This is a genomic window from Pedobacter sp. A2324, assembly GCF_059693705.1.
In genome coordinates this window covers 70,543-90,270 of record NZ_JCASSK010000006.1, presented here as the reverse complement: position 1 = coordinate 90,270, position 19,728 = coordinate 70,543, and the positions used below count along the sequence as shown (strand labels likewise).

The window sequence follows — 19,728 nt, the reverse complement described above, 5'->3', positions numbered from 1 at the left end:
GTACAACGTCAAAACTTATGGTTTGAAAGAATTAACGGCACAAATCGTTTTTCCTCAGCTTCGAGTAACTACAATATGCTTTAATAGCATCATATTTAACGAGCTAAAATGTTCGACAGCAAAACCGTCGCTTGAAAAATTACTTAAACCGTTTTCGGAGGATGAAAGACAGATGCAGAAAGGTCTTTTACTGGTTTTTCCAGGTAACCCGTTTCTGTTTTAATGATAAAATATGGGAGTTGATGGTTGATTGCTACAGATTGAAATTTCGGTTCAGCCTCTGCAACACGTTTAAGACTTTCCTGGGCTTGTTTATTTTTCGACTCTAAATCTTTTAGCTTTTTAGCGAGGAAACACTGCCCGTCGCAATGCAATTCAGGATGTTCTTTATTAATACAAAATACACTGGTAATGTATGCTTTATTCATTTTGTAACTTGAGTATACTACCAATTGCATTGCTCCGTTTGAAACTGAGCAAATGATCAATAAATATATCAGGAGCTTTTTGAACATTGTATTTGCTGCAAAAGTATTAAAGAAATTGATTGCTGCAAAGAAAAAACCCAGAATGCCCCATATTCTTAGATTTTAAATCATAGAAAATAATTTTCATTCCCTGATTCAATTGACTAGGTATTGTAAATTATCCATCATAAAAAAACCGGATGCAGGCGTTCTGCATCCGGTTAGCATGTTCTTGATATGCAAATCTTCGGCTTAACTATGCCTGCAAATCTGCCATTACTGTTTTTATTTTTTCACCGAGTTCATCATTAACTTTCGCGAAATCTCCTCTATCGGCTAAAGGGGCATTAACGCTACAGTAAAATTTGATTTTGGGTTCGGTACCACTCGGACGTGCCGACACAATGCTACCATCTTCTGTAATAAACTGCAAAACATCAGAGGTTGGATAATCCAGTTTAGTTACTTTGCCAGTAGCTAAATCCGTTTCCTGACCTAATTCATAATCCTTTAGTACCGAAACTTTTGAGCCACCTAAAGTTGCTGGCGGATTCTCGCGGAATTTCACCATCATGGCTTTAATTTCTTCTGCGCCAGATTTACCCTTTTTGGTAAGTGATACCAGATCTTCTTTGTAAATGCCATATTCTACATACATATCTAATAAAGCATTGTACAAACTTGCGCCTTTATCTTTATAATAAGCAGTCATTTCCGAAATAAAAGCAGCAGAAACAACAGCATCTTTATCGCGCACTAAATCCCCGATGAGATAACCATAACTTTCTTCGCCACCTCCAATAAAATACTTTTTACCTTCAAGCTCAGTCATTAATTGTCCGATATATTTAAATCCTGTTAAGGTATTGTAATAGGTAACGTTCTTTTTCTTCGCAATTTCTTCGATCAGGTTTGAGGTTACTATTGTTTTAACAATAAACTGATTACCATCTAGTTTGCCACTTTCCTGCCATGCAGATAACAGATAGTTAATTAATAAACTTCCTGTCTGGTTGCCATTTAGCAGAACCCACTCACCAGCATTATCCTTTACGGCGATACCCACACGGTCAGCGTCCGGGTCGGTAGCTAGCACCAAATCAGCATCAATTTCTTTCGCTTTATTCATTGCCAGGGTTAAAGCATCTTTTTCCTCGGGGTTAGGATAAACCACTGTTGGAAAATTACCATCAGGTTTACTTTGTTCTTCAACAACAGTAACGTTGGTGAAGCCAAACTGCTCCAGTGCTTTAGGAACCAATGTGATACCAGTACCATGGATAGGAGAGTACACAATTTTAAGATCATGCTGTCTTTTTATTGCTTCAGAAGAAATTGAAAGGGCAGTAATACCATCCAGATAGAGTTTATCCACCTCCTGGCCAATCAGTTCCACATTTGCATCAACGCGGTCGAATTTAACGTCATCGATACTTTTAATTTTATTTACTTCGTCAATTACTAATTTATCGTCTGGAGAAGTAAACTGACCACCATCGGCACCATAGGCTTTATAACCGTTATATTCTTTTGGGTTGTGTGAGGCAGTTAACATCACCCCACTTTTACAACCGAAATGGCGAACAGCAAAAGATAATTCAGGTGTAGGTCTTAATTCTTCGAAAAAATAAACATGGATTCCATTTGCAGAGAATACATCGGCTGTAATTTTAGCAAAGTAATCAGAATTATTACGGCTATCATGTGCAATGGCAACACTGATTTTTTCATTAGGGTATTTATTGTTCAGGTAATTTGCCAATCCCTGGGTTGCTGTTCCGATGGTATATTTGTTAATCCGGTTAGAGCCTGCACCCATAATACCGCGTAAACCGCCGGTTCCAAACTCCAGGCTTCTGTAAAAAGCGTCTGTAAGTTCGGTAGTTGCATCTTTATCTACTAATTCCTGGATTTCTGACTTCGTTTTCTCATCGTAATTTCCACTTAGCCATTGATTAATGGTGGCCTGTGTTGATTGGTCAATTGATTGCATTGAGCTTTATGTTTTAAATTTAATACCTGGTGTTGAACAATATTTATGCTTTGAAGTTTGGCAGCATGAAAATAATTTCAGTCTGTCCAAATTTTATTTTGTTGAGGATGTTGCTTTTAAGTTGCTTTTGTTTATTTTCACGCCCCGATACAATAATAAAGAAAATCCAGTATTAAAGTGATGCTATTGTAACTTTTTCAAAATAGTTATGAAAATTTTCTCAACGGAGTATCATTGTGGGTAATAACCAAAAAATAATCAGATGATGTGACCTGATTTTTCAGTAACTGAGAAATCGTAATAGCTCATCACCATTAAAAAACAATAAGCAAGAAATGAAAATTTTAAAATTTGGGGGTACTTCTGTAGGTAGTCCTGAGCGCATGACGAAATTATTGGATATTATTAATCCAAATGAAGAACAGATTGTGGTATTGTCAGCCGTGTCTGGCACCACAAATAGTTTAGTAGAAATTGCAAATTATTTTTTAGCTGGAGATAAGAAGAAGGGTAGTGTTGCGGTTGAAAATCTATATACAAAATATAAAGATTTTGTTGTCGAATTATTACCATCGGCAGAATTTCAGGAACAAGGTAATGAAGTTATTGATTATCATTTCGGATTTTTAGCCGGATTGGCAAACGACATTTTCACACCTATTGAAGAAAAGGTTGTTCTGGCACAAGGTGAGTTACTATCAACCACATTATATCACATTTATTTGAAATCCATAGGCGTGCAATCGGTCTTGTTACCCGCGCTTGATTTTATGAAAACTGATGAGGATAATGAACCCGATATTCCATTCACCACAAAACACTTAACTCCGATGTTGGAGCAATATCAAGACAATAAGCTTTTCATTACGCAAGGTTTCATTTGCCGCAATAGCTTTGGTGAAGTGGATAACTTACGTCGTGGAGGTAGTGATTATACCGCATCGTTACTAGGTGCTGCAATTTTAGCCGAAGAAGTTCAAATATGGACTGACATTGACGGTATGCACAATAATGATCCAAGAATAGTAAAAGGTACCAAACCTATCGCGCAACTTTCGTTTGATGAGGCTGCTGAATTGGCTTATTTCGGTGCAAAGATTTTACACCCGCAGTCAGTTTTCCCTGCACAAAAATATAAAATCCCTGTCCGTTTATTAAATACGATGGAGCCAACCGCTGCTGGTACTTTAATTACACACGACAGTGAAAGAGGTAAAATCAAGTCTATTGCAGCAAAAGATGGCATTACAGCTATCCGGATTCAATCCAGCAGAATGTTGTTAGCCTATGGATTCCTGCGTCGTGTATTCGAGGTATTTGAGCGTTATAAAACACCTATCGACATGATTACCACCTCAGAAGTGGCTGTTTCTTTAACAATTGATGAAACGGGAAATCTGTCGAAAATTATTGAGGAATTAGAAAGTTTTGGAACTGTTGAGGTTGATATTAATCATAGCATCGTTTGCGTTGTAGGTGATTTCGGATCAGAGAAACATGGCTTTGCGAGCAGGGTTTTAGAGGGATTAAAGCACATTCCAATCCGAATGATCTCGTATGGCGGAAGTAATTATAATGTGTCCCTTTTGATTTTAAGCGAATACAAGACTGAAGCTTTGCGAAGCCTACACAACCGTTTATTCGAATAGTAAATAAAATGCACCAATTATTACCATTAAGCCAATCAGGAAATGAAAAGCCAGGAAGCCAGATGGTAATAACTGGTTTTTATATTTCTTGTAGGAATTTAATAATCCAAGGGAAATAATCAGTATAATAAATAGGGCTGCTACTATTTTCATTTTTTAATAAATAAAAGGAATAATACAATCAGGATCAAAACGATCAGAAACCGGATTTTTCCATTGAATTGTTTTTGTGTAATTCTTCCATTCTTTAAGTCGAGGTAGTTACCAACGTAGACCAGCCCAAAAAATAGAATTAAAAATATAATAAGGAATTTGAACATGTTTGCCGATAAAGATATATCAAAGTTTAACAATATAGAAACGCCATTTTACTATTACGATACAGATTTGCTTCAGCAAACTTTAAGCACTTGTGCTGAAGCTGCTGCTCCTTATCATTTCCATATCCACTATGCTTTAAAAGCAAACTTTAATGCCGTTTTGCTTGAACAGATCAAAACCATCGGTTTTGGTGCAGATTGCGTAAGTGCCGGAGAAGTGAGGAGGGCTGTAGAGGTTGGTTTCGACAATAAAAAAATAGTTTTCGCTGGCGTTGGAAAATCTGACAAAGAGATAAATGAAGCGTTGGATCTGGATATATTTTGCTTCAACGTAGAATCTATTCAGGAACTGGAGGTTTTAAACGAACTTGCAGTAGCTAAAGGTAAAATAGCTCAGGTAGCTATCCGTATCAATCCGAATGTTGATGCACATACACACCACAACATTACTACTGGTTTAGATGAAAATAAATTTGGCATTAACTCCTGGGACTTACCCGAGTGTGCTGATACCCTGAAAGAATCATCAAACCTTAAGTTTATTGGAATTCATTTTCATATAGGTTCTCAGATCACTAACCTTGATGTATACAAAAACCTTTGTGTTAGGGTAAATGAATTTTGTACCTGGTTTGAGGATAAAGGCTTTACCGTTCAGGTTTTAAACGTAGGCGGAGGTTTAGGTATCGACTACTACAATCCTGATCATCAGATTCCTGACTTTAAATCTTACTTTAAAATATTTAAAGAATTTTTGGAAATTAAACCTAACCAGGAAGTTCATTTTGAATTGGGTAGAGCATTAGTTGGCCAATCAGCATCATTAATTACCAGAGCGTTATATATCAAGAATGGTAAAAAGAAGAACTTTGTGGTTTTAGATGCGGGCATGACGGAATTAATGCGACCGGCATTATATCAGGCCTACCATAAGATTCAGAATCTGTCACAAATCTCAGGTCCAGAATCTCAGGCTTTGATTAAATATGATATTGTAGGTCCAATTTGCGAAAGTACAGACTGCTTCGGCAAAGAAGTTGAGCAGCCGGAATCATTCAGGGGAGATATTTTCGCTATTCGCAGTGCCGGCGCTTACGGCGAGGTTATGGCATCAAAATACAATCTAAGAGACGCAATTAGATCAGTTTACAGTAATGAGATTTAATTACTGCTACAAATAAAAAAGCCTGACTATTAAAGAATAGTCAGGCTTTTTTATGGGCTCAGTTTTCGCTAAATAAATCTATTACCAAAGCGTGATTTCACTTCAGCGACAAATTGTTTAACTTTTTGCTCTTCATTTCTTGGACAAACCATCAGCATATTGTTATTTTCTACAACAATATAATCGTGTAATCCATTTAAAATAACCAGTTTATCTTTCGGTACATTTACCATACAATTAGATGAATCAAACATGATCACTTGCTCTGAAGGTATTACTGCATTGCCGACATAATCTTTATCTGCCATCTCATATATAGATGCCCAGGTTCCTAAATCAGACCAGCCAAAGTCAGCGGGAAGTACATAAACATTATCGGCTTTTTCCATTATACCGAAGTCGATAGAAATGTTAGTACACTGCAGATAGGCGTTATTGATAAACTCTTTCTCACTGCCGGTATTTAATTCAGATTTTCCGACATTGAATATCTCGTACATATCCGGAAGATGTTTTTCAAAAGCTTTAAGTATTGACCTTGATGACCAAATAAAAATTCCTGCGTTCCATAGAAAATCGCCACTCTGGATAAACGACTTTGCCAAATCAAGATTTGGCTTCTCGGTAAAGGTTTTAACTTTATGTAAATCGGTATCTGTATTCAACACATACTCGGTATGCTGAATATAGCCATATCCCGTGTCAGGTCTGTTCGGCTTTATACCTAGCGTAATCAGGCAATCGTTTTTCGATGCGGCATTCAGTGACTGCTGTATTGAATCAATAAACCCATCAATGTTGGCAATAGTATGGTCGGATGGTGCAACAACAATTGTTGCATTCGGATTTAACTCATGTATTTTAAGACTACCGTAGGCAATACAGGGAGCAGTATTACGCATAAGCGGTTCCGCCAGTATTTGATTGTTACTTAGTTCTGGCAGTTGCTCTTTTATTAAACCTGAATAAATCTCATTGGTAACAATAAAAATATTTTCTGGCGGGCAGATTTTCAAAAACCTTTCATAGGTACTTTGAATTAATGTTTTTCCTACCCCGAAGAAATCAATAAACTGTTTTGGATATTCGGTTCTGCTCACTGGCCAAAAACGGCTTCCAACGCCGCCGGCCATGATAAGTGCGTAATAATCTTTATTCATTTTAGGTTTTAAAATTACACTATACCTTCGTTTAGCAGGTCGTGTAAATGGATGATGCCAAAGTAAGTATTTTGTTTGAGAACTAGCAATTGGGTAATATTATTTTGTTTAATGATATCGAGTGCATCAACTGCAAGTGCATCATACTGCACACTTTTAGGTGATTTCCCCATAATATCACCTGCAGTTAAATTGGCTATTGAACCATTATTTTCCAGCATACGCCTAATATCCCCATCGGTAACTACTCCAATTACCTGCCGGCTTTCATCTACAACAGCAACAGCACCCAAACGGTTTTTACTAATTTCGATCAATACATCTTTTACTGGTGCTGACGCGGAGATTGATGGTTTTTCATTCAGAGCAGCCAAATCTTTGGCTCTCAGATAAAGTTTTTTACCTAAAGAGCCCCCGGGATGGTATTTTGCAAAATCGGCTTCATTAAATTCACGGCATTCAAGCAAACAAATGGCGAGTGCATCACCCATTGCCAACTGAGCAGTTGTGCTTGTTGTAGGGGCAAGATTATGTGGGCAAGCCTCTTTTTCGAATGAAGTATTTAATACGATATCAGATTGTTCAGCAAGAAAGGATTTAACCTCGCCAACCATTCCGATCAGTTTATTTTCCGCTGCTTTAAGTAGCGGAATCAAAACTTTGATTTCTGGTGTGTTACCGCTTTTAGAAAGACAGATAATTACATCGTTACGCTGTATCATACCCAAATCACCATGTATGGCATCGGCAGCATGCATAAAAATTGCTGGCGTACCGGTAGAATTAAAAGTGGCGACAATTTTTTGTGCGATAATGGCACTTTTTCCAATGCCGGTTATAATGACTCTTCCATCGCACGATAAAATGGTGCGTACTGCATTTTCAAAATCATCATTTAGATTTTTGGCGACATTCAAAATTGCTGCTGCCTCTAGCTCCAAAGTGCCTATAGCTGACTGTATTATTGATTTTTTACTTTTCAAAGAGAAAAAAAATGTTTTGTGATACTTGAATTTCTTGTAAAATTATGTTATTTTGGATAGAAAAATAGCATCGCATATTTTATTACACAAAATGGACGTGAAAAAGTCGTTATTTGATAACCTGCAAAATTTCTTTGGGTTTGATAATTTCAAAGGTGATCAAGAGTCGATCATTACAAATATTTTAGAGGGCAACAACACGTTTGTGATTATGCCAACGGGCGGAGGGAAGTCTATTTGCTATCAACTACCTGCTTTAATGAGTGACGGAACTGCAATAGTGATTTCACCATTAATTGCGCTGATGAAGAATCAGGTAGATCAGTTAAGGGCCTTTGGTGGTAGTGACAGCATTGCTCATTTTCTTAATTCGTCTTTAAACAAATCCGAAATTACTCAAGTTAAGTCTGATCTTTTAAGCGGTCAAACCAAATTACTTTATGTAGCGCCTGAGTCTCTTGCGAAACAGGAAAATATAGAATTTCTCAATCTGATTAAAATCTCATTTGTTGCAGTCGATGAGGCACACTGTATTTCAGAGTGGGGACACGATTTCAGGCCGGAATACCGGAAAATAAAACAGGTGATTGGAGGATTAGGAAACAATATTCCGATAATCGCTTTAACAGCTACCGCAACACCAAAGGTGCAGCAGGACATCATGAAAAATCTTGGAATGAGTGAGGCTACCTTATTTAAGTCGTCATTTAACAGACCGAATTTATTCTATGAGATCCGCCCCAAGCGAGACATCACAAAAGAAATTATAAAATATATTAAATCTAATCCTGGCAAATCTGGCATTATTTATTGCCTAAGTCGCAAAAAAGTTGAGGAAGTTGCCGAGGCATTAAATCTCAACGGAATTAGTGCCTTGCCTTATCATGCAGGTTTGGAGCCTAAAGTAAGAGCAGAAACCCAGGACAGGTTTTTAATGGAAGATGCTGAGGTTATTGTCGCTACCATTGCTTTTGGAATGGGAATTGATAAACCTGATGTTCGTTTTGTGATCCACCATGATGTTCCGAAGAGTATGGAAGGCTATTACCAGGAGACAGGCAGGGCCGGCCGTGATGGTGGGGAAGGAGTATGTATTGCTTTTTATTCTCAAAAAGATGTAGATAAACTTGCCAAATTCATGAAAGATAAGCCGGTTTCAGAACGCGAAATCGGGACTCAGATCCTTAAAGAAGTAATCGATTATGCTGAGTCAGGTGTGTGCCGCCGTAAGCAAATCCTTCATTATTTCGGTGAAAACTTTAATGAAACAGGCTGTAACTGCATGTGCGATAATTGCAAGAAACCGAAAAAGCAATTTGAAGCCGAAGAACAGCTATCTGTACTGCTGAAGTTTATTGAGACTACAGGAGAGAAATTTGATGATGCACATCTGCTGAATGTATTTTTAGGTTTGGAAACTGCGCAGACTATCGCCTACGAGCATAGCAAAGTTCCGGAATTTGGAATTGGCAAAGGTGAGGGTGAATTATTATGGAAATCGGTTATCCGTCAAGCCGTTTTAAACAACTATCTGTATAAAGACATTGATAATTACGGACTCTTAAAGTTAACCAAACAGGGGAGAGATTTTATAGTTAATCCTTATAGTTTGAAGTTTATCCTGAATGAACCTATCGGTGACGGAGTAGAGGAAGATGAAGATGATGCTAAACAGGGTACCGGAGCATTGGATACTCATTTGCTCCAGTTACTTAAAGACCTGAGAAAGAAAATTGCAAAGCAGAAAAGTGTTCCGCCATTTGTTGTTTTTCAGGATCCGTCGTTAGAAGAAATGTGTACGCATTATCCCATCACCATGGAGGAGTTACGCCAGATTTCTGGAGTGGGCTCTGGTAAAGCAATGAAGTTTGGCGGACCGTTTATTGAGCTGATAAAAAAATATGTTGAAGATAATGACGTTGAGCGACCTATAGACCTGATCATTAAAACTCAGGCAAATAAATCGCAAATGAAAGTATCTATCATTCAAAATATTGACCGGCAGATTGGTTTAGAAGATATTGCTGATTCAAAAGGCATTACTTACGAAGAGATCCTAAAGGAGGTTGAGTCAATTGTAAATTCAGGTACAAAGCTTAATCTCAATTATTTTATCGATGAAGTAATTGACGATGACAGACAAGACGAGGTATTCGATTATTTCCGGGCTGCCGAAAGCGACTCTATCGATGATGCCTTAAATGAACTTGGCGAAACTGATTACACCCGTGAAGAAATTCAATTGATGAGAATTAAATTCATGTCGGAATTAGGAAACTAACATTAGATTTAAGAGGATAGATATTAGATTTTAGACTGCCAAAGTTTAATATCTGATATCTCATTTTTCAAATCTCAAATTGCAACTATGCTTAACTATTTAGATAAAATAAAAAATACAGAATCAGGAAATTTCTTTTTGATGGCTGGCCCATGTGCCATTGAGGGTGAAGAAATCGCCATGCGCATTGCAGAGAAAATCATAACAATTACTGATAAGCTTCAAATTCCATATATTTTTAAAGGCTCGTACCGCAAGGCAAACCGAAGTAAAGGGAGTTCTTTTACAGGTATTGGAGATGAGAAAGCGTTACGTATTTTAGAGCGTATTGGGCGGGAGTTTGACGTACCAACCGTAACAGACATTCATGAAAGTGACGAGGCCGCTATGGCGGCAGCTTACGTAGATGTATTGCAGATTCCGGCTTTCCTTTGTCGCCAAACTGATTTATTAATCGCAGCAGCGCAAACAGGAAAAGTTGTCAATGTAAAAAAAGGTCAGTTTCTATCAGCCGGATCGATGAAATTTGCAGTGGAGAAAATTAAAGAGGCGGGAAACAATAAAGTTATTTTAACTGACCGGGGGAATACCTTCGGCTACCAGGACCTGATCGTTGATTATCGTGGTTTACCGGAGATGCAAGGTTTTGGTGTTCCTGTGGTAATGGATTGTACACATTCCTTGCAACAGCCTAATCAAAGTAGCGGTGTTACAGGCGGTAAACCAGAACTGATATCTACCATTGCTAAAGCTGCAATTGCAGTTGGTGCAGATGGCTTATTCATCGAAACACACCCGGATCCCGCTAACGCAAAATCTGATGGCGCTAATATGTTACATTTGGAGTTGCTGGAAGCAACATTGAGCAAACTAATTCGCATCAGACAAGCGATAATATAAAGTATCTATCTCAAAAGTATCTCCCGGAGTCAACCTTGTAACATCACTGCATTTGACCAGAGAAATACTTTTGAGATCTATACCGTGTTCCTATATTTTTGTAATTACAAATGATGTTCTGCGGTTATTCTTTCTTCCTATCTCAGTCTTATTATCTGCAACCGGCTTGCTGGCGCCAAATCCTTTAAAAGTAAGTCTCCTCAGGTCAATGCCATTTTTCAGCAAATAATCGTAAACAGCATTTGCCCTGTTTAGCGAAAGCTTTTCGTTGAGTTTTGCGTCGCCGATATTGTCGGTATGTCCCTGGATTTCGATATTTACAGTTGTATTCTGATTCAAGAAGTCGATTAATAAGTTAAGTTCTCTTATTGAAGCGGGGAGCAGGTTGTACTTATTAGTGTCAAAGAAAATATTCCTCAACGTAACATTTCCGCCTTGCTTAATTTTTTCGATGTAAACCTCAATCTGGTAAGGTTTATTGATGTCGCCGGCCTTAAGCTCAAAGTTCTCCGAATAAAACAAGTATCCTTCAGCATTCACGTTAAAAAGATAATCACTTCCAATTGGCATTACAGCTAAAAACTCACCGGTTTCAGGATCAGTATAATCATCAAAAACAGTTTTATTCGTTTTTAGATCTACTACCTGAACATTGCTTTCTATCGTCTTTTTGCTGTCCTTATCGCGAACAATACCTTTGACATAAGAGACCTTCGAAGGTTTCGCTGCCTCAGGAATGCCAAAACTATAAATATCCTGAGCTCCAAAACCATCTTTCAGGTTAGAGGAAAACATTCCTAAATTGCCGTCGGCACTTACAATCAAACCGCTCTCATCATCAAATGAATTTAACGGAAATCCCAGATTAACTGGGGTTGTAAACTTACCGCTATCATCCATTCTACTGTAATAGATGTCTTTATTCCCAAATCCAGGCCAGCCATCAGAAGAGAAGTACAGCGTTTTACCATCGGCATGGAGAAAAGGGGTATTTTCGTCATAAGAGGTGTTGATGTCGGTGCCGAGGTTTATGGCGGGGCCCCACTTTGCATCATCCGTAATGGTGCTTTTCCAGATATCGTATCCACCAGAACCACCTGGACGATTACTGATAAAATACAGTGTTCTGCCATCAGGACTGATTGCAGGTTGCGATTCCCAGTATTCAGAATTAACTGGCTTACCAACATTATACGGTTCCCCCCAGTCGTTACCTTCACGATGGGAAACATATATGTCACACCTGCCTAAACCATCGGGGCGATTGCATCCTGTAAAAAAAAGATATTTTCCATCAGGCGATATGGTTTGAGCACCTTCATTATACCTTGCAGTATTTATTTTCGGCGACAAACGCGTAGCCATTGTCCAGGAATTATTTTTAAATTGGGAAGTCCAGAAATCTTCATTACCATTTACCTGTCTCGTGAAAACCAGAGTTTCTCCATCAGCCGTTAGCGCTGGAAAATATTCGGCGTCAGTTGTATTTACACCACTTCCCAGATTAGTTGGGGTGTATTTGAAAGGCTTCTTTATTGCCAAAACTGAAAAGTCACAATCCATCAGGTATTTCGTAGCTTTCTTCGCACGGTCTGAAGATGCATCCAAATTCAGGAACTCAGTAAAATGCTGCCTGGCCTTTGCATATTCCTGAGTGGCAAACTCCATCTCCGCGGTACCAAAAAGTATTTCAGGAGATACATTTTTACTTAAAGCAAGCACTTTTTGAAACGCTTGCTTAGCATCGCTGTATTTTCGTTGCGCTTTGTAAACTCCTGCAAGCAACGCATAGGCATCCTGAAAATGGGGATCTGCTTCAATAGCATTTTTCAGTACCTGCTCTGCAGATGCGTAATCCTGTTTCTGGATAAAAGGATTTGCCCTCTCGAAAAAGTTTAATGCTTTTTTATTAGAAGAATTCTGGGCATTTGTAAAAATACTCAGAAATGTAAGCGATAGAAGACACCAGTATTTCATTACATTAACATTTGGATATCAAAGCTAATGTAAACTATTTACGGAATATTTAAAAATTTGTGCGTTTGTAAAGAAATTTCCCATTTCGGATTAGCCATCACGTAATCAATAATCAGTGGGGTAATCTGCTTTGATTTTGACCATTCAGGCTGCAAATATAGTTTGCATGTCGGGGATACCATTGCAGCGTATTCTTCCGCCCATTTAAAATCACTTTTGTTAAAAACAATGACTTTTAGTTCGTGGGCAAACGGCGTAATATCAGGGCGAGGTGCTTTAAATTTCTTTGGGGATAAACAAATCCAATCCCAATTCCCCGAAAGCGGATAAGCACCAGAAGTTTCAATAAAGGTTAATATGCCGCGTTCTTTAAGGCTGTTTGTTAAATAATCCAGATTGTAAATTAAGGGTTCGCCACCAGTGATGACAACAGCTTTACCAGGAAAGCGGTCTGCGTTTTCAACAATTACATCTGCAGGAGTAAGAGGGTGCATTTCGGCATCCCAGCTTTCTTTCACATCGCACCAGTGGCAGCCTACATCGCATCCACCTAAGCGAATAAAATATGCTGCTTTGCCCGTATTAAATCCTTCGCCTTGTATGGTATAAAACTCTTCCATTAAAGGAAGTAATGTGCCGTCTTCTGGTATGTCTTGTTTCATTTTTGAGGATGCAAATATCTTAAAAAAATATGGTGAAGCGGTTTCTCATTCGAAAATTAATGCAAAGATGAAATAACACTGATATTTAATTGATATTTTAGCTTGATGAAGTGGTTCAAAGCATTAAACAAAGTACAGCTTCCAGGCTCAGGCACAATAAAAATGTCGGATGTGAACGGCAAGCAGTTGTGTATAATAAATGATCACGGGAAGTTTACCGCTACACAATCTTATTGTCCTCATGCCGGTGGGCATTTTTCAGGAGGATGGTGCAAAAGCGGTCACCTTGTCTGTCCTGTACATCGTTACGAATACAATTTAACCACCGGAAGAGGAGCAGAGGGACAGGGAGACTATATTGATATCTACCCTACAGAATTACGCGAAGACGGCTTATATGTAGGCTTTGAAGAAAACTGGTGGACTAAATTATGGGGCTAAAAAAAACGGCCCAATATATTGAACCGTTTTTGATTGCCGAAGTATAAAAGCTTAAGCCCCGGTATTTGCTTTAAGCATAAATATCTTTTCTGGCCGATGCCAATGTATTTTTTAGCAAACCCACAATTGTCATTAAACCCACTCCACCGGGAACGGGGGTTATGAAAGACGATATTGGTGCAACATGTTCGAAATCCACATCACCATATAGTTTAAATCCTGATTTGGTTTCTGTCGAAGTTTCGCGGTTGATACCAACATCTATGATAATCGCTCCAGGTTTCACCATATCTGCTGTGATAAAATTCTTTTTACCAATCGCAGCAATAATGATATCAGCCTGCAACACCTGTTCTTTTAAATCTTTTGTACGCGAGTGTGTCAATGTTACCGTACAATTTCCAGGATTAGCGTTGCGAGCCATCAGAATACTCATCGGGCTACCCACAATATTACTTCTACCCACTACAACACAATGCATTCCTGTAGTGTCAATGTTGTATTCTTCAAGCATCAACATAATGCCATAAGGGGTAGCCGGAATAAAGCATGGTAGATTGCGCATCATTCTACCCAGATTCACCGGGTGGAAACCATCAACATCTTTCCGGTGGTCGATCTTTTCAGTCACCTTTTCCGGATCGATATGCTTAGGCAGAGGCAATTGGACGATTAATCCATCAACCTCATCATCCTGGTTAATTTCTTCAATTTTTGCCAATAATTCCGCTTCAGATACTGAATCATCATATCTGTGAAGTGAAGACCGGAAGCCAACCTTTTCACAGTTTTTCATTTTGCTGGCCACATAGGTTTCACTGCCACCGTCATTACCTACTAAGATGGCAACCAGGTGGGGCTTCCTGCCACTTTCATTTAAAAATTCTGCAGCTTCTTTTGCGATTTGAACCTTAACCTTTTCGGATACGTATTTACCGTCTAATAATTTCATTCTTATAAAATGTGAGATGCCAGATATTGGTTTGAGATTGTACCTCAGGCATCTCAAATCTAATATCTGCTATCTGATTTAATCTAATTTCAACACCGCCATAAACGCTGATTGGGGAATTTCTACGTTTCCAACCTGACGCATGCGTTTTTTACCTTTTTTCTGTTTCTCCAGTAATTTACGTTTACGGGAAATATCACCACCATAACATTTAGCTGTTACGTCTTTACGTAAAGCACTAAGCGTTTCACGGGCGATAACTTTAGCTCCAATAGATGCCTGAATTTTAATCTCGAATTGCTGACGAGGGATTAATTCTCTCAATTTTTCGCAGATTTTCTTTCCGAAATCGTAAGCATTACTTCTGTGGATTAATGATGATAAAGCATCAACCGGTTCATCATTGATTAACATGTCCAACCGAACCAATTCTGATTTTCGGTATCCAATCTGATGATAATCGAAAGAGGCATAGCCCTTCGAAATTGTTTTCAATTTATCATAGAAATCGAAAACAATTTCGCCCATTGGCATTTCAAAAACCAATTCAACCCTATCAGATGTTAAGTATGATTGATTTACAATTGTTCCCCTTTTCTGAATACAAAGTGACATCACAGGCCCAACAAAATCAGCTTTGGTAATAATGTTAGCTTTGATAAATGGCTCTTCAACCGAATCCAATTTACTTGGATCAGGCAAATCTGAAGGATTATTTACGAAAATTTCATCACCTTTAGTAGTATGGGCAACATAAGATACGTTGGGAACGGTGGTGATTACCGTCATGTCGAATTCACGTTCCAAACGTTCCTGAATAATTTCCATGTGCAACATTCCAAGGAATCCGCAACGGAAACCAAAGCCCAGAGCAGCAGAACTTTCAGGTTCGAAAACTATTGATGCATCATTTAGCTGTAACTTGTGCATCGCTTCACGAAGCTCTTCAAACTCATCAGTATCAACAGGATAAATGCCCGCGAAAACCATGGGTTTAACCTCTTCAAAGCCCTGGATTGCATCTAACGAAGGCCTTGCAGTAGTCGTGATCGTATCACCAACTTTTACTTCCCTGGCTTCTTTAATGCCGGAAATAATGTAACCTACATCCCCGGTTTTGACCACATTCCGTGGTGCCATATCCAGTTTTAAAATACCAACCTCATCAGCCAGATACTCTTTACCGGTATTGATAAATTTTACTTTGTCGCCTTTTTTGATCTCACCGTTAACCACCTTATAATAAGCGATAATTCCTCTGAATGAGTTAAAAACGGAGTCAAAAATCAATGCTTGTAACGGCGCTTCAGGATCGCCAACCGGAGCAGGAACGCGGTCAACAATAGCTTGAATTATATCAGGAATCCCCATACCTGTTTTACCAGATGCAGGAATAATGTCTTCTCGTTTACAACCAATCAAATCAATAATCTGATCCTTCACCTCTTCAGGCATTGCGCCAGGTAAGTCCATTTTATTAAGTATGGGTATAATCTCAAGATCGTGCTCAAGGGCCAGGTATAAGTTGGATATAGTTTGCGCCTGAATGCCCTGCGATGCATCAACAATAAGTAATGCCCCTTCACAGGCTGCAATTGAACGTGATACCTCATATGAGAAATCCACGTGTCCGGGAGTATCAATTAAGTTAAAGTTATATTCAATATCTCCAACCTTATAATTCATTTGTATAGCATGACTTTTAATCGTAATGCCTCGCTCACGCTCCAAATCCATGTTGTCCAGCAACTGCGCCTGCGCTTCACGCTGCGAAATTGTTGCTGTATATTCTAATAACCTATCTGCCAGGGTACTTTTACCGTGGTCGATATGTGCAATAATGCAAAAATTACGTATATGCTTCATCTTTGCGCAAAGATATGCTTTTTAATGGAATTTGTGCGGCTGAAAATAACGGTGAAATCACCAGTCATTTCCTACTCAGGCGTCTTCTCCATTCCAAACATCATCATCTGCATGTTCAATACTATCATGGCTGGGCGCGCTATTCCCTAAGTCTTCATGGTGGTAATTTCGCTCCGGATTTTCTGGAAGTAAATCATCATGGTTAGGCAAGGCTTTTCTCAGGTGTTCAGGCTTTCTAACTTCTGGCAAATCATCATGAATTACTGATGGCTTCAGAATTCTTTTTTCGGGATATTGATTGTCTTCCATAGGATACGGTTTAACAAAATTCAAGCCATAAATGCTGACAGATCAATATTATGGAAGTGCAGACAAATAAAATTTGATTTATATAAATATAAATTTAGATTTGTCTAAAAATATATTTAGATAAGCTTCCGTCATGAAATACTACTACCTGATACTATTTGCTTTTGTTTGCACCTTGAATGTTAAAGCCCAGGATATTCGCCTGAGCGGGACAGTTACATCTATGGGTCTGCCTATTGGGAATATTAACATCCAATTACCAGCTCTGAAAAAACTTGTGAAATCTGACAATAAAGGTCATTATTATTTTGAAGACTTACCAAAAGGCGAATGGTCGATTGTATTCAGCGGCATTGGTTATCAAAACAGAAAACTGAAACTTGACTTGAACCAGGACACTGTGGTGTTAGATTTAGAAATGATCAATCTCAGTTCGGAACTTGATGAAGTTGTGGTAACTGGCGTTAATCGGGCGACGCAACTTAGAAAAAATCCGGTTCCAATTGCAGTTTTAAATAAATCAGCGATGAATCAGAATATGAATACCAATCTGATTGATGCTATTGTAAAAGGCATTCCCGGCGTTTCTGCAGTAACAACCGGCCCAAATGTCTCCAAACCATTTATCAGGGGGCTGGGCTATAATCGTGTTTTAACACTTTATGATGGCTTAAGGCAAGAGGGGCAGCAATGGGGCGATGAGCATGGAATAGAAGTAGATGAATATGGTATCGCCAGGGTGGAGGTAATAAAAGGGCCTGCTAGTTTAACTTACGGTTCTGACGCGCTGGCAGGCGTAATTAATATGATTCCTGATGTTGCAAATACAGAAAGTGCCAGCCTTGACGGTGATTTCACGTCAAACTACCAATCCAATAATGGAATGTACGGTGCCTCGTTCGGATTAAATTATAATACTGACCACTGGAAATTTTCTGCCCGGGCAACTTCAAAAGCGGCACATAATTATTACAATAAAATTGACAGGTATGTTTATGGTACAGCATTTAAAGAATATAATCTATCAGGAAGTGCCGTCCTGGATCAATCAGGATTTTATTCGAAAACAGCAGTAACATTCTATAACAACTTAATGGAAATTCCTGACGGAAGCAGAGACTCGATAACACGCAGATTTACCGTGCAAACACTTGACGAGGGTGATGACATTAAAAGCAGACCAGTTGTTGGGGATGAGTCGCTTAAAAAATATAGCATTAATCCTCTTCATCAGCATATTCAACATTTCCGCTTATACAACTCAAGCCGGCTGAAATTTCTTAACAGCGATTTGCAGTGGCTAATTGGCGGCCAGCAGAGTGTAAGAAAAGAATTCAACCATCCGACTGCTCCTGATCAGGCTGGTTTATATGTGGTACTTAATACTTTAAATTATGATGTAAAATATAATTTGCCAGACTTCTCGGGTTTCGAGAGTACAATTGGTATAAATGGCATGTACCAAACCAACAGGAGTAAATCGGCTACTGATTTTCCAATTCCAGATTATAATCTTTTTGACATCGGGGCATTCTATTTTATAAAAAAAACATTCGATAAACTTGACATATCAGGCGGAGTGAGGGTAGATCGTAGAAACACTTATTGGAATAATTTTTACGTAGGTACGGATCCTGATACCAGATTTGGTAAACAGGTTACATCGCAATCAGCAAACAGCAACTTACAATTTCCCTCGTTCGACAAAAGTTACTACGGAATGTCAGGAAGCCTGGGTTTCACTTACAACATTTCAAAAAGGGTTGTCATCAAAGCAAATATAGCCCGCGGATATCGTGCGCCCAACATCACAGAAATCGGGTCTAATGGTCTGGATCCGGGAGCTCATATCGTTTACTTGGGCAACAGAAACTTTAAGCCGGAGTTTAACCTTCAGCAAGACCTGGGCACGATCGCCTATTTCAAAGATCTGGATATTAGCCTTGAAGTTTTTAATAACCATATCCAGAACTATATCTATCAATCACGATTAACTGATGAAAACGGTAATCCGGTAGTAATTGTACCCGGCAACCTGACTTATCAATATCAACAATCAAAAGCCAGGTTGTATGGTACAGAATTTTCAGTAAATCTCCATCCATCTTCACTAAAATGGCTCAGTCTGAATAACAGCATAGCCTACGTAACAGGAATAAATCAAAACAGTGAATTATTGCGACTGCATGGGAGGGATGCCAGGTATTTACCATTTATCCCACCGCTTCAAATTAGATCTGAATTAAAACTGACTGCTCAAAAACAATCTGGATTACTGGATAAGCCTTTTATCAAAATGGACGTGGCCATTACTTCCGCTCAGCATAAGTTCTATGCGCTCGACAATACAGAAACCTTCACAAGTGGCTATACGTTGTTTAATGCTGGCATTGGCTCAGCAATCAAGGACAAGTCTGGTAAACGAATTGCTGAGATATTTTTTCAGGCCGAAAACATTTTCAATATTGCTTATCAATCCCATTTAAACAGGTTGAAGTATTTTGAGTACTACCAGTCCTCGCCAAATGGCCGGTCAGGGATTTATAATATGGGTAGAAACTTTAGCTTTAAATTGATTTTGCCGTTTTAAAACCGGTAAGGGT

The 19,728-nt window shown here is 38.7% G+C and carries 16 protein-coding genes; 6 read left to right on the top strand and 10 right to left on the bottom strand.

Features of this window, described 5'->3' with window-relative positions; translation table 11 throughout:
* Window positions 1-143: 143 nt before the first annotated feature.
* Entirely contained in the window at window positions 144-428 is a 285-nt protein-coding gene (locus tag AC570I_RS17615; protein WP_497406512.1) for a hypothetical protein, read from the bottom strand.
* Between the two features lie 295 nt (window positions 429-723).
* Entirely contained in the window at window positions 724-2,460 is a 1,737-nt protein-coding gene (locus AC570I_RS17610; RefSeq protein WP_497406511.1) for a phospho-sugar mutase, read from the bottom strand.
* A gap of 335 nt (window positions 2,461-2,795) precedes the next feature.
* Here AC570I_RS17610 and AC570I_RS17605 point away from each other — a divergent pair, with 335 nt between their 5' ends.
* Window positions 2,796-4,109 carry an aspartate kinase gene (locus AC570I_RS17605; protein ID WP_497406510.1) on the top strand — a complete coding sequence of 438 codons (1,314 nt, stop codon included), beginning with the start codon at window positions 2,796-2,798 and terminating at the stop codon, window positions 4,107-4,109.
* On the opposite strand, the gene AC570I_RS17600 is transcribed toward AC570I_RS17605, so the two are convergent.
* A complete protein-coding gene (locus tag AC570I_RS17600; protein WP_497406509.1) occupies window positions 4,098-4,262 on the bottom strand; it encodes a hypothetical protein in 165 nt (54 codons plus the stop codon). The genes AC570I_RS17605 and AC570I_RS17600 overlap by 12 nt on opposite strands.
* Before the next feature lie 165 nt (window positions 4,263-4,427).
* Between AC570I_RS17600 and lysA the strand changes: the two genes are divergently transcribed.
* Complete coding sequence (gene lysA, locus AC570I_RS17595) at window positions 4,428-5,594, top strand: diaminopimelate decarboxylase (RefSeq protein ID WP_497406508.1); 1,167 nt, start codon at window positions 4,428-4,430, stop codon at window positions 5,592-5,594.
* Window positions 5,595-5,662: 68 nt separating this feature from the next.
* Here the strand turns inward: lysA and AC570I_RS17590 are convergent, their stop codons facing one another.
* Window positions 5,663-6,754 carry a mannose-1-phosphate guanylyltransferase gene (locus AC570I_RS17590; protein ID WP_047797792.1) on the bottom strand — a complete coding sequence of 364 codons (1,092 nt, stop codon included), beginning with the start codon at window positions 6,752-6,754 and terminating at the stop codon, window positions 5,663-5,665.
* Window positions 6,755-6,768: 14 nt separating this feature from the next.
* Entirely contained in the window at window positions 6,769-7,737 is a 969-nt protein-coding gene (locus AC570I_RS17585) for a KpsF/GutQ family sugar-phosphate isomerase (protein ID WP_497406507.1), read from the bottom strand.
* 91 nt (window positions 7,738-7,828) lie between these two features.
* Here AC570I_RS17585 and recQ point away from each other — a divergent pair, with 91 nt between their 5' ends.
* Window positions 7,829-10,018, top strand: coding sequence for a DNA helicase RecQ (recQ, locus tag AC570I_RS17580; protein ID WP_047797790.1), 2,190 nt, complete (start codon window positions 7,829-7,831; stop codon window positions 10,016-10,018).
* 87 nt (window positions 10,019-10,105) lie between these two features.
* Window positions 10,106-10,918, top strand: coding sequence for a 3-deoxy-8-phosphooctulonate synthase (gene kdsA / locus AC570I_RS17575; RefSeq protein WP_497406506.1), 813 nt, complete (start codon window positions 10,106-10,108; stop codon window positions 10,916-10,918).
* A gap of 90 nt (window positions 10,919-11,008) precedes the next feature.
* Here the strand turns inward: kdsA and AC570I_RS17570 are convergent, their stop codons facing one another.
* Both AC570I_RS17570 and AC570I_RS17565 read right to left on the bottom strand, forming a co-directional pair.
* A complete protein-coding gene (locus AC570I_RS17570) occupies window positions 11,009-12,895 on the bottom strand; it encodes an OmpA family protein (protein WP_497406505.1) in 1,887 nt (628 codons plus the stop codon).
* Window positions 12,896-12,933: 38 nt separating this feature from the next.
* Entirely contained in the window at window positions 12,934-13,557 is a 624-nt protein-coding gene (locus tag AC570I_RS17565; protein ID WP_497406504.1) for a 7-carboxy-7-deazaguanine synthase QueE, read from the bottom strand.
* A gap of 105 nt (window positions 13,558-13,662) precedes the next feature.
* Between AC570I_RS17565 and AC570I_RS17560 the strand changes: the two genes are divergently transcribed.
* Complete coding sequence (locus AC570I_RS17560) at window positions 13,663-13,998, top strand: Rieske (2Fe-2S) protein (protein WP_497406503.1); 336 nt, start codon at window positions 13,663-13,665, stop codon at window positions 13,996-13,998.
* Between the two features lie 70 nt (window positions 13,999-14,068).
* On the opposite strand, the gene AC570I_RS17555 is transcribed toward AC570I_RS17560, so the two are convergent.
* The 3 genes from AC570I_RS17555 to AC570I_RS17545 all read right to left on the bottom strand — a co-directional run bounded on the left by AC570I_RS17555 (window position 14,069) and on the right by AC570I_RS17545 (window position 17,125).
* Window positions 14,069-14,950, bottom strand: coding sequence for a bifunctional 5,10-methylenetetrahydrofolate dehydrogenase/5,10-methenyltetrahydrofolate cyclohydrolase (locus tag AC570I_RS17555; RefSeq protein ID WP_497406502.1), 882 nt, complete (start codon window positions 14,948-14,950; stop codon window positions 14,069-14,071).
* Between the two features lie 78 nt (window positions 14,951-15,028).
* Window positions 15,029-16,816 (bottom strand): translation elongation factor 4, encoded by a 1,788-nt coding sequence (gene lepA / locus AC570I_RS17550; RefSeq protein WP_497406501.1) that lies wholly within the window; start codon window positions 16,814-16,816, stop codon window positions 15,029-15,031.
* 75 nt (window positions 16,817-16,891) lie between these two features.
* Window positions 16,892-17,125, bottom strand: a complete 234-nt coding sequence (locus AC570I_RS17545; protein WP_497406500.1) for a hypothetical protein — start codon at window positions 17,123-17,125, stop codon at window positions 16,892-16,894.
* Between the two features lie 133 nt (window positions 17,126-17,258).
* Between AC570I_RS17545 and AC570I_RS17540 the strand changes: the two genes are divergently transcribed.
* On the top strand, window positions 17,259-19,715 hold the full coding sequence (locus AC570I_RS17540) for a TonB-dependent receptor (protein WP_497406499.1): 2,457 nt from the start codon (window positions 17,259-17,261) through the stop codon (window positions 19,713-19,715).
* Window positions 19,716-19,728: the final 13 nt, after the last annotated feature.